At 57.7% G+C, this 12380-nt stretch carries 7 protein-coding genes; all 7 read right to left on the minus strand.

The window, feature by feature from the left end; all coding sequences use genetic code 11:
- The coding region (locus Q358_RS0111970) for a transposase (protein WP_156940908.1) at positions 1–305 on the minus strand (305 nt) is incomplete at its 3' end.
- A 3-nt stretch (positions 306–308) separates the two neighbouring features.
- Positions 309–4949 carry an ESPR-type extended signal peptide-containing protein gene (locus Q358_RS0111975; protein WP_027962226.1) on the minus strand — a complete coding sequence of 1547 codons (4641 nt, stop codon included), beginning with the start codon at positions 4947–4949 and terminating at the stop codon, positions 309–311.
- Between the two features lie 373 nt (positions 4950–5322).
- Positions 5323–8031, minus strand: a complete 2709-nt coding sequence (locus Q358_RS0111980; RefSeq protein ID WP_156940911.1) for an ATP-binding protein — start codon at positions 8029–8031, stop codon at positions 5323–5325.
- A gap of 1 nt (position 8032) precedes the next feature.
- Positions 8033–8815, minus strand: coding sequence for a response regulator transcription factor (locus tag Q358_RS0111985; RefSeq protein ID WP_043488246.1), 783 nt, complete (start codon positions 8813–8815; stop codon positions 8033–8035).
- A gap of 233 nt (positions 8816–9048) precedes the next feature.
- Positions 9049–9711, minus strand: coding sequence for a thiamine ABC transporter ATP-binding protein (locus tag Q358_RS17375; RefSeq protein ID WP_043488248.1), 663 nt, complete (start codon positions 9709–9711; stop codon positions 9049–9051).
- Between the two features lies 1 nt (position 9712).
- A complete protein-coding gene (gene thiP, locus Q358_RS17380) occupies positions 9713–11371 on the minus strand; it encodes a thiamine/thiamine pyrophosphate ABC transporter permease (RefSeq protein WP_156940912.1) in 1659 nt (552 codons plus the stop codon).
- Positions 11347–12351, minus strand: a complete 1005-nt coding sequence (gene thiB, locus Q358_RS0112000) for a thiamine ABC transporter substrate binding subunit (protein WP_027962229.1) — start codon at positions 12349–12351, stop codon at positions 11347–11349. Before thiB ends, thiP begins: the two co-directional genes overlap by 25 nt.
- Positions 12352–12380 lie beyond the last annotated feature (29 nt).

Here is a 12380-nt window from a genome sequence, read left to right on the forward strand (position 1 = left end):
CGCCAGGCCTCCACCTGCTCGGGGTAGAGCCCGCGCTCGCGGCAGTAGGCGCTGACTTCAGCCTCGTTCATCGGAGCTGTCTCCAGGACGATCTGGAACTTCTCCTGGCTGGTCCACTGATCTGGCTGGGTAGAACGTGATGGCAAAACCTGTCCTCGTGCTCTGGCCTGTTTCCGCCAATTGTAGAGGGTTGTCGCGGTGATGCCTTCCTGCTCGGCTAATTCCGGGATGGTCATGCTCATGGGCGGTGCCATCTTCTTGAGGATGGCTTCCTTACGCTCTGTGGGATAACGCACGTTGATCACCTCTCAATCCGTTTGGGTGACAACTACGCTGGCAGATAGGGGGGTGCCACTTGCACCGCCCTGGACGTTCAGCGTGGTGTTCAGAGTGCGCTCGACGGCCTTACCTGAGCCATTGTCACCTTCAAAGGTGATAGGCTGCTGCACAGCCTGATTAGTAGCATGGAGCTGACTGCCGTTGATGGCGTCGGTGCTGGTCTCGCTGACCTGGCCTGCGGCCACGTTATGAATCTGGCGCTCGCCCTCTTTACTGCCGACGCTGACGAAGCCGTTGCTCTCCGAGGCCAGGCCTGCATAATCACGGGTCTCGTCATTCAGGGTCGATTCCGTGGCGGCAGTGCCGATGTTGACTTCGTGCGTATCGGAATCATTGCCGAGAACCACACTGTTAACCTGGTCGAGCGTGACATCGTTGCCCAGTACGAAGCTATTGTCCGCGTCGATATCGATGGTGTTGTCGTTGCCGAAGGCGTAAGCGCCGGTCGCGTTAACCTCATTAGGGTCGCCGAATGCGCCGGAGTTGTCGCCGGTGACGATGCTGCCGGTACCAAAACTCAGCGAGTTCTCGCCGCTAGCCTTACTTCCGGTGCCAAATGCGATAGCGTTCTTAGCGGTCGTATCAGTTATAGCGCCCTTACCAAATGCTATGGCGTTTTCACCGTTTGCCTTCGCCATATTGCCCAGCGCGTAGGCATTAAGGCCATCGGTGCTGGCATTCGAACCAACGGCAAACGAATCTGCCTTTTCGGAACGCGCCGTATCGCCGATGGCGTAGCCGCTTTCGGCGGTGGAGCGGGCCTTGTTACCCACGGCATAAGCGCTGTCTTCATTGACGGTCGCCTTCGTGCCGATAGCGAAAGCGTCCTTGCCGCTTACGGATGTCGCCTGGTTCGCCCTGGCATCGGCGCCAATGGCATAGGCTCTGCTTGCCTTGGATTGCGCGCCGCTGCCGACGGCATAGGCATGTTTGGCAGAGGCTTCTGTCCTGTCCGCATCCTTCTTGCTGCCTAACGCGAACGCATTGGTTGCGGATGCACGTGCCTCGTTACCCTGGGCGTAGGCGCTATTGCCGCTGGACCGGGCCTGGGTACCCAGAGCATAGGCGTTGGTCGCGCTGGTATTCGACTCGGTGCCGATGGCAGTGGAACTGGTTGCGCCCGCACTTACTTCCGCTTGGTCCCCAAAGGCATTGGCACTTGCGGCATTTTCTTTAACGACGGCAACGTTGCCAATGGCGTTGGCATTTTCGGCATCTGGATGCACTTTGGCTTTATAGCCAAACGCTTGGCCCTGCGCTGCTTCGCTTAGCGCAGACTCCCCAATAGCGGAGCCGTGCTCTAAGGTTACCCGGGCCTTGTAGCCAACGGCGATACCGCTATTTGCAGCGGTCTTACCCGCCTGGTTCTCGACCCTTGAGGCTTCACCAATGGCAATAGACTGATCAGCGTCAGCACGCGAGCCTACACCAATGGCAGCCGCACTCTGGCCCTTGCTATTGGATCGTTCGCCAATCGCTAAGCTATATTGCTCTTCTGCCTTGGCATCTCGGCCAATCGTCAGGCTCGAATCACCACTCGCCCCGTCCGTCGGGCCGATGGCAATAGCATCGACACCGCTGGCGCCGGTATTGTCATAGTTGGTATCGTCCTTTGACGTATTGACGCTGACAAAATGCGGCCCGGCTTCCTCGAGCTGCCTGACATTGACGGCATCAGTAGGGCTAGTGCCATCAGCGACCTTGTGGATTTGCGTATCGGCCAGGGTAATGTCGTCTTGACTGCTACCGTCATACACGACGGCATTGGAGCCGCTAGTCCCGCCACTACCGCCGCCAGGTGCACCATTTTCATTCAGGTAAGCGGATAGCGTGTTCTTGCCATCCCGGCTGAATGACAGGCTCCCATCGGAGTTCACGGTGACGTCATCACCGAAAACGCCCTGCACCTCATCGCCCAGTTGCTTCAGCTGACCGACGTTGGCCGCATCCGTGTCTAGCTCACCGCCTGCGACATTGACAATCCGGCGAGTCGTGCCAGTGGGGCCTCCGCTGCCAATGGAAAGAATCGAGCTCGCCGTTTCACTGGTCAGATAGGCACCGGCTGAAGGTGCGTTAACAGTTTTATCAGCAACTGAACCACTTCCCAGGGCAATGAAGCCCGAACTGTTGGTCGAGGTCTCTTGCCCCAATGCCAGACTATTTTCCCCGGATGCCACTGCATTGGCACCCAAAGCCAGGGCACCGCTATCGGACGCATTGGCTTTTCTGCCTATGGAAACGGTGTCATCGGTCGAAAGTGAACTGCCATTTTTAGCACTACTGCCGCCTGCCTGCTGGCCGAGAGCAATATTGTAGTTGCCGCCCCGCTCGAGGCCGGCCTGGTTGCCGATGGCGACGTTTTCGTCACTGTCATCGGCACGGTCCTTGCCGGCGTTGGCACCGATGGCCACATTACGACCACCGGCAAACACGCCTGAGCCGGCATTGCGCCCGATGTAGACGTTGCTGATATCGGCGGAGGGAAGCCCATAAGAGCCTGCACCAGCACCATCGCCCATGGCCACATCATGGTCCATCTGCGCCTGAGCGCCGTTGCCGATGGCCACTGCACTCTTGCCGCTGGGGTCAAGGGTCTGGCCGGGCGTTGTCGGATCTGGAATGGAGTCGTGCCCCGCCTGGCTGTTGTTACCGATGGCTACTCCGTTGCTGCCGGCACCGATCACCTTGGCATTATTGCCGCCGGCGAAGCTGTTTGACCCGGCCGCCGTGGCGCCGGGGCCAATGCCGACGGCGCTGCCGGCGGCCGTCGCTTTGTGGCCGATACCGACTGCATCATCTGCCGCAGTGGTTCTGTCGCCAAGGGCAACGCTGGAGTCGCCGGCTGCTACGGTACCCACACCCAGCGATAGACTGTTATCACCCGAAGCAAGGTTGGTGCCGGCCTTCAATGCAGCAATGAACTGATTTACGCCGGCTTCATCAACCGGCACCCCGGCGATTTCAGTGATCTGGTTTGAACCAGCAGGGCTATAGGTTCCGTCGGGGCTGAGCGGTACGCCGGTTGCCGTCACTGGAACGCCGTTGATCGATGTCAGATTGGTGTCATCATCGACCAAATCCAACGCCGTGATAGGATCACCGTTCGCGCCAATCGAGATGGCGTTTTCTCCCAGAGCCAGGGTTTGTTTGCCGACGGCAATCGAGTTTTCAGCCCTCGCCTGCGCTTGATTGCCTATGGCCGTTCCAGATTCCAAGGCCGCATTAGCTTGGTACCCCATTGCCAGGCTGTTACCCGCCCCGGCGCTGGCCTGGTTACCCAAGGCAATGCCATTGTCTGCCGTACCACTAGTCATGGCACCAAGCCCGGCAGCAAAGCTGTTGTTGCCGTCGGCAATTGACGTCGGCCCGATGGCGACCGAGTCAGTGCCGTTGGCTTGGGAGTCATTCTTGGTAGAGTTGGCGTGGAAATACTTGATGCCATCGCCGCCTTCGGTCAAATCCCACAGCTGGCCGGTGGCGACGGCTTCATTACCGTTTTCTACAACATTACCATCGGCAACATTGGTGACCGCGTTGCCGCCCATATCGACCGTCTGGCCGTTAGCCACGCTCAGGCCGCCGTTGGCTTTCAGCTCGCCACCAACGGTTAAGTCACCCGTGGTCTTTACCGTGGTGAACTCCGGATTCGCCGATGTGGCTATGGAAATCGCCTTACCGTTGCGGCTAATCTCGATGTTATTGCCGCTAGTGAAGACGACGGTATCACCAGGAGCAATCGTTTCTTTGTCGCCTCCGTTCGCCTGAACTTTCCAGCCCTGGCTGGCCGTGGCCTGGACGTCGTCCAGCTGGCTCTTGTTAACTGCATCAGAATCACCGGTGCCGTCAGCAACATTGGTGACCTTGTTGCCGCCCATATCCACCGACTGGTTGCCAGCCACGATCAGGCCGCCATCGGCATTTAAATTACCACCAACCGTTGCGTCACCGGTGGTCGTTACCGTGGTGAACTCCGGATTCGGTGAGGTAGCAACTTTAATGGTGTTGCCGTCACGGGAAATCTGGATATTGCTGTCACCGTCTGCAAAGGTGAGCGTCTCGCCCGGCCCGATCTTCTTCTCATTGCCACTGTTGGCCTTGACATTCCAGCCCTGGTTTGCCGTAGTCTGGACGCTATCCAATTGGCTCTTGTTAACTGCATCATTGGGTGCCGAGCCAGCAGCCAAGCCCGTTATCTGCTTGCTACTCATGTCCAGGCCACCGTTCAATGTCGCCTGACCCGTCACCTGTAGCGCACCAAGGAGGGCTGTATTGGTTACCTCGAGGTCGTTAAATAAAACATCATCCTTGGTAGCAACAGTATAGACCGCTTGACCGGTACCCCCGGTACCCTCAGAGACGTTTATATTCTTGCCTGCCTTCACCTCGCTATCGGCGGAAGCCAGCATGGCCGGCGTGATCACCGCACCGGCCGCCAACCCTATCGCGACGACAAGGGGGCAAAGCACACCCGCAGGCGAAGCCTTTACGGCGGCCGTCGGCGCCACCTGGAGCCGCTGTCCGCTAGACTTACCCTTGGATTGGGCTGCCTCGGAGGCAACCACCAGACGTCCAAGGGTGCTGTTCCAGATAATTCTAAAGACCTTGTTCATGTCCACCTGCGAAGTGTCGTTCTGGTTGTCTCAAGCAGCCCTGCCTTGTACGGAGATACTCATTCTCTTTATCGAGTAGATAATGCGCCTAGGGGCCGTAAGCGGTAGTCCTGACCGGACAGACCGCCAACAGCCTGGGCTCTCTATTTTTTGAGTATTTCTCGCCGGTCTCGCGCTCTGAAAGGAGCGACAGACGGATACAGCGCTACGCTGTCAGGGAGACTAAAATTTAAAACGAACGACTGCTTTTTCCAGAGGGGAGAAAGTTTGCCTAAAGGGAAGAAACTTTCGTAGACGCATGAATTCAGGAGATAAAAAATGGCAGGTCAGGCGGATGGAGCGCCGAAACCCGCCAGGGGTAGGGGCTGGAGCACTATACTAAAGCACTAATTGCTTTCCTTATATCGGAAAAGTTCCCTCGTTCTGCTTGACTACGGAGCCGGTCGGCAAGTTCCTTTTGACCCGGGTCGGCAGAAGCCAGGGCGTCACACCAGTCCATGATGTCGCTGACCGCGCCAAGCTCCAGAAACGTTTCCAGCTCTTTCAAGTCAGGGGGCTCGTTCGTTGCCTCACTGGCCTCGCCCCCCGAAACGCTCTGGCCGGCGGCCGCCTCGAGGCCACAGAGACGCGCCACTTCCCGACGAAACTCGAGGAAGTCGATGGGTTTTGACAGGTATGAAGAATATTCCAGGAGGGAATCCTGGTGTCTTCTGCTTTGAAGCACGCTCCAGGTAGCAGAAACCAGCATCACGGGCACCGTGGCATCTCGTGTCCTGGCAGCCCGTAGAACATCATCACCAGAAACACCCTGGAGCCGATAGTCCGTCACGATGATATCTGGTGATTCGAGTGAATCATTGAGAGCCGATATTGCCTCATGACCATCTTGAAAACCTTTAACGACAAAGCCCATCGCATCCATGCCTCGACACAAAAGATCGAGAATCGGCCTGGAGTCCTCCACTATCCATGCGCTCAAGTTATCGACATGATACTTTGGCATCAGGCAGTCAGGCGTGGCGGCACTAGCTTTAATCAAGCCCGCCTCGTCACCGATTTCAACGGGAATCAATATGCTGACCTCAGTGCCCACTCCCTGTTCGCTATTAAGAGTAATGCTTCCCCCCATCGTTGCTACCAGATCTTTTACAATAGCAAGCCCGAGCCCAACCCCCGAACCCTGCTGCGAATCACGGGAAAAAGGCTGGAAGACACGCTCCTGTAGCTCTTTAGATATTCCTCGGCCAGTATCCTTGACCGTCATTTCAAGACCGACACGACCACTGCCATCACTCAATTCACAACAGCTGACACTTAAGTAAACCTCACCCGAGAAAGTGTGCTTTGCTGAATTATCTATCAGATTGATGGCAACCTGGCGAAGAGAAATCTCATCGCAGATAACAACCGGAAACTCATTCACTGAAACATTCATGGAAAAATGGTTATCATTTTTCCTGACGAGGACATCCGCCTCCTGAGAGATAAAATAAAAAAGCTCTTCAAGATGCACATTGGCATCTCTCCACTCATGAGAGGCAACGCCTCTTGAATAGCCAATCAATCGGTTGATCAAGTTACTCATGTGCCCTGAGCTTGAATAGATGATTCGACCAAACATCCCGACCTGACCATCCTCTGCACTAAGCAACTGCGCATAGCCACTGATTGATGTAAGCGGAGACTTCAAGTCATGTGACACACGTCCAAGAAAAAGATTTTTCTCCTCATTCGCATTCTTGGCGTCATCGAGGGCCACACTTAGCTCATACGTTCGCTGCCCCACCAGCTTCTCCAGATCTTCACGCTTTTCCCGCTCGGCTCTTCGTAGCTTCTTCTCAAGATTTTTTTCCTGAGAGCGCTTTTGCTGAGAATAAAAAACCAGAAGACAAAGAATCATAAGTACAGCAGAATAAATCCTGTATTCTTCAAAAGCTCCCGTATAGCAAAAATTAGTTACATAACCAACGAAAAAGAAATTTGACGTCAGCCACCAAAGAGAAAGAACTCCCAGAAGAGTATAATGCCAATGGCGATCTACTCGAAGCGCGGCAGGAATCATGAATAACCAGGCGATGGAAAAAGAAAACTCAATAAATATTCCCATATTGCGCATAATGATGCCATCAAGTAAAAACGTCATGACACCAAAAAACAAGGCAACTACAATAGAAAAAACCGAAACCCTAAAACAAAGATCCTTAAGCCTCAACAAGAAGACAGATGAAATCAGAAAAAGCGACTCCGTAAAAATCCATAAAAATGCACGAACATTAAGCGAGTAGTCAGAAAGCCAGCTCAATAAAACCTGACTAACATATCCTTCTTTTTCCGATTCAAAAACAAAAGCCACTAATAACCAAAACCCAAGAAGAGCATAGCGAATATCAAACTTCAGCAAAAGAACAGCAAAAAGCGTGAGTATCGAAACAAGCAAAAGAGAGTGAAACTGACGACTCTCTACTTCTTCCACCGAAAACTCGACAGGGTCCCAGCTGGTGATATTCAAGTACGGACGGGTATCCGAGTAAACTCGCATCACCATCAGCAGGCTTTCATCAGGCTGTACTTCCACAGGCAGAATCAGCCGGTTTCTTTTAACCTCCCGATCTTCCAAGGGCACCTGCAACCCTGTTTCCATCTTTCTCTTTACCTCACCACTTTCAGGGTCCAGAAGCCAGGCATCAACCTTATCAAGCCGCCAGGGAGACAGTTCAAACCAACGTTTAATGTACTTGTCGCTAGAATTTTCAAGCTCCGCCTTAAGCCATAGCGTGGAGTATTGTCGCGGCCTTTCCAGAATATCTTCACGCTGACCGACCTTCTTCCAGCCATCGCTTCTCAGCGCCTGACCAAGAGATAGACCACTCTCCCCTTCAGAGTTGAAACCCAGCATACCTAGAGCAACATTATCGTCTGAAAAAACAGCAGACATATCGATAACTGCATCAACATTATCGACCCCCACCATTTTCTCAAGGGGCTCTGCTTTTACTGCCCCTGCGACCAAAATAAAAAGAACAAAAAAGATCAAAAAACACAATCTTGAGAAAACAGTAGCGACAACATAAAATTTGCGCACTTTAGTTTAGCCTTTCCAGCTTTCTAAATCTGGATGGCGGAGTCTCAAAGCGCTCCTTGAATGCTGTAGAAAAAGTTCCTACCGTGCTGAACCCGACTGCCTGGGCCACATCAGTAACTGGCATGCCAGTCGAAACCAGTAGCTTTCTCGCCTCTTTCATTCTTTCTTCCCGCAGGTACTCATAAACAGTCAACCCAACGAATGCTTTGAATGAAATATTTAACTGCTTGGCGTTAGTCCCAACCAGTCGAGCAAGCTCATCGAGCCCAGGTGCCTTATCGAGCGATTTCAAGAGCTCTATCTGGGCACTGTAAAAAAGTATTTCATCAAGCTGGCTATGAGAAAAACCTTGCTCTGACTCGCCTTCTTCAAGGCGACCCTCTTCGCAGGATGGCTTTGTCCCACTATATTTTAAATGTATAGAAAGACGCATCTTGACTTCATCGAAATTGAAGGGCTTTGCGATGTAGTCAACAGCACCGGCCATTAGCCCCTTCACTTTTTCGCTCGGCGAAGAATAACCCGAAAGAAACAAGATGGGAATGGCTTTAGTCTTGCTATCCCGAGAGAGCAACTTACAGGAATCCAAACCGTTGCAGTTTGGCATCTCAAAGTCCATCAATATTGCATCAGGAATGATCATTCTTGCTTTATGAAGACCATCAAGGCCATCATGAGCATGATAGATTCGACATCCCAGATGACGCAGAAACGTCGAAATCAGCTGGCGCTCCGCCTCTATGTCATCAACTACCAGTACTTTTTTACCTCTTAATTTATCCATACCCTTATTGCTCAGCCCCTGGCATCCATATTGGCAAGGTCTGCTCGCAGCAACCTCATCGCATAGGCCCCTGTGCGAGCATGTAATGGGAATGTTACTGCCCTGTTCTACCTACGATTCTGTCACGTGACGGACCATCAGGCTAGTGACTCAGGGCCGCACTTCCACGATGGTCGCGTAAGAGCGTTGCTCAGCGACACCCTGGTGATGAATGGCGTTACCACCGTCATGGTCTAGACCAGCACCGGAACATCGACCAGCCGCCCCGCCTCAAGCCGGCAGCGCCTGTCGGCCAGGGCTTCGATATCATCGCGATCGTGGCTGACCAGGACCACCGCGGCTCCAGCCGCCTGCTGACGGTTCACCAGCGTCCACAGGCCTTCCCGTGTGCCTTCGTCCAGGCCGGTAAAGGGCTCGTCGAGCAGCAGGACCGGCGAGCCACGCAGCAAGGCGCGCAGCAGCGCTACCCGCTGACGCTGGCCACCGGAAAGCTCACTGGGCAGGCGCGCTTCGAGGCCGGCCAGGCCCACCTCGGCGAGCCCTGCGGTGATGCGCCGGCGCTGGTCGCCGCTCAGCTTCAGGTTCGGGGCCAACCCCATTCCCAGGTTGGCCCACACCGGGAGATGGTCGAAGAGATTGTGCTCCTGGAAGACGGTGGTCATGCCCCGCTCCCAGGGCGGGCACTCCAGCAGACTCTCTCCCTGCCAGGCCAGGCGCCCCCCTTCCGGTTCGAGGAAACCGGCCAGCAGCCCCAGCAATGTGCTCTTGCCACATCCTGAGGGACCCTCCACCGCCAGGCACTCCCCCGGGTCCAGCCGAAACGTGAAGGAGAAGGCCGGCGTCTCGCCGGGGTCGACGCGGTCATAGTGGAAGGTCAGGTCGCGGCAATCGAGCATTTCAGGGTCTCCAGCGCGGGCGCGGCGGGCGGCGAGTTAGCCCCCCCAACACCGCGAAGATAAGGGCCACTCCTGCCAGCAGCAATAGCGCCGTGGCGGCGGCCCCCTGCCAGCGGTAGCCGCCCAGCTGCTGATAGAGCAGCATCGGCAGGGTCGGCGCCGAAGGGCTGCCAAACAACGCGATCACACTGAAATCGCCCAGCGACAGGGTCATCGCGTAGGCCAGGGCGAGAGCCAGCGGGCGGCGTAGCCGCGGCCAGGTCAGCCACCGCAGGCGCGCCGAACCACGCACCCCGAGCTGGTCCGCCAGGCGTAGTTCCGGCACCGGCAGCCCCGGCAGCGCCCCACGCAGTACCTGCATGGCGAAGGGCAGCGCCATCAAGGCGTTGACCAACACCACCAGGGCATAACCCTCCCAGCCGCTGCCCAGGGCGGGGCGCAACAGCAGGAAGAGCCCGGTCCCCAGCACCAGCGCCGGCACCACCAGGATCAGCTGACCGCCCCCCTCCATCGCCAGGCCCAAAACAGCATGTCCGCTACGCTGCAGCCAGCGGCTGCCGGCCAGCAGTGCCAGCGCCAGGGCGAGGGCCCCAAGCCCGGCTCCCAGCGCCATGACCAGGCTCCGTGCCGCCGCCGGCCACAGGCTCGATGCCTGGGGTAACTCGGGCAGCCCTCCCAGGCCGGCAATCACGATGGCCGACAGCGGCGGCACCAACAGCGCCACCAGGGCCAGCAGCCAAATCGCATCGACCCAGCGCGAGGCACCCGATGCATCGCGGCGGCGCCAGCGTCCCAGGGCCGGCAGGCGCACACTGCCCACCATCAGCGAGGGCGCACCGCCCCGGGAAAGCGCCAGCAGCCACAGGCCCAGGCAAATCGTCAGCTGCGTCAGCGCCAGTAAGGCCGCCAGGGCCAGGTCGTGATCGAACTTGAGCGACTGATAGATCGCCACCTCCAGGGTGGAGCTTTGCGGCCCACCCCCCAGGGTCATGACGATGGCGAAACTGGTAAAGCAGAGGGTGAAGACCAGCGCCGCCAGCCGCGGCAGCAGCGAGGCGAGTCGTGGCCACTCCAGGGTGCGCCAGATCGCGACTCGCGAGAGCCCCAGCTGAGCGGCCAGCCGCCACTGGGCCGCCGGCGCCGTTTCCAGTGCCTGGAGCATCAGTCGCGCGGAAAGCGGCAGGTTATAGAGCACATGGGCCAGCACGATGCCCGAGAGGCCATAGAGATAGCCCGCCTCGAGGCCAAATAGCCACTCCCAGAGCGGCGACGCCCAACCGCGCCGGCCATGCACCGCCACCAGGCCGAACAGCCCGATCAGCGTCGGCAGGACCAGCGAGAGCTCCATGGCTCGCAGCAGCAGGCCGCGTCCGGGAAAGGCGGGACGCCGCGCCAGGGCCAGCGCCACGGGAACGGCGAGCCCCACGCTGAGCAGCGTGGAGAGCGTGGCCTGCCACAGGGTAAAGCGCAGTATGGCGGCGAGCCACGGCTCCTGCCACAGCATGGCCGGATGCACCTCGCGAGCCTGCCATAACAGCGCCCCCAGGCTACCGAGGCCCAGCCCCGCCACCAGCGCCAGGGCAACGAAGCCCAGCCCCGGCGGCCAGGGCGAAAGGCGTTTCCAGCGTGGCATGTTCAGCGCGCCGCGGCGTTCAGCCACTCACGAATCCAGGCACGACGATTAGCGTGCACCGCCTCGGGGGTAAAGGTAAGGCTATCGGGGTCGATCAGCCGCTCGAACACCGTCGGCAGTTCAGCGCCCAGGTCGATGGCCGGGTTCATCACATTGCCCAGCGGAATATGGCGCTGGAAGTCCGGCGTCAGCATAAAGGCCAGGAAGTCCCGAGCCAGCTCGGGCTCATCGCTCGAACGCAACATCGCCGCGGTCTCCACCTGCAGATAGTGGCCCTCGGCGAATTCGGCGGCCTGGTAGCGGTCGCTCTCCTCCACCGCCATATGGTAGGCCGGCGAGGTCGCATAGGAGAGCACCATGGGCGCCTCGCCGTTCATGAACAGCGAGAAGTAGGCCTGGCTCCAGCCATTGGTCACCGTCAGCACCCGCTCGTTGAGCCTCGCCCAGGCCTCGGGGGCGTCATCGCCATAGACATGCTTGATCCACAGCAGCAACCCCTGACCGGTGACGCTGGTGCGTGGGTCCTGGAGGATGACCTTGAGGTCCTCCGGGGCCTCGAGCAGCTCGGCAAGGCTCGCCGGCGGCTCCGCGATCTGCTCGGTATCGTAGACGAAGGCAAAGTGCCCCCAGTCATAGGGGAGAAAGGTCTCGTCGTCCCACTCGATGGGCAGGTCGAGCGCACTCGTATCGGCGCCATGGGGGGCCAGCAGATCGAGCCCGCGGGCCTCGGCCATCAGGTTCATGTCCAGGCCGAGCACCAGGTCGGCGCCGCTGTCCTGCCCTTCCAGGCGCAGGCGCTGCAGGATATCGACGCCGCCATCCAGCGCCACGAAGCGCAGGTCGCAGCCGGCGCAGCGCGCCTCGAAGGCCTCCTCGATGGCGGGCCCCGGCCCCCACTCCGACACGAAGGAATCGTAGGTATAGACGGTCAGCGAGCGTTCGCCCGCCGTGGCCGTCCCCGCCGCCAGGCTTAACGCCACGGCCCCCAACACTGCTGAATAGTTCATCAAATGCCTGCTTGCCTGGTATGGGGGTC

It is taken from the genome of Halomonas halodenitrificans DSM 735 (genome assembly GCF_000620045.1).
Classification (GTDB): domain Bacteria; phylum Pseudomonadota; class Gammaproteobacteria; order Pseudomonadales; family Halomonadaceae; genus Halomonas; species Halomonas halodenitrificans.

Bases quoted from the DNA above. Each gene is read 5' to 3' on its own strand.
- Q358_RS0111985 (WP_043488246.1), bottom strand. From the start codon at position 8,815: ATGGATAAATTAAGAGGTAAAAAAGTACTGGTAGTTGATGACATAGAG.
- Q358_RS0111975 (WP_027962226.1), bottom strand. From the start codon at position 4,949: ATGAACAAGGTCTTTAGAATTATCTGGAACAGCACCCTTGGACGTCTG.
- Q358_RS17375 (WP_043488248.1), bottom strand. From the start codon at position 9,711: ATGCTCGATTGCCGCGACCTGACCTTCCACTATGACCGCGTCGACCCC.
- thiB (WP_027962229.1), bottom strand. From the start codon at position 12,351: ATGAACTATTCAGCAGTGTTGGGGGCCGTGGCGTTAAGCCTGGCGGCG.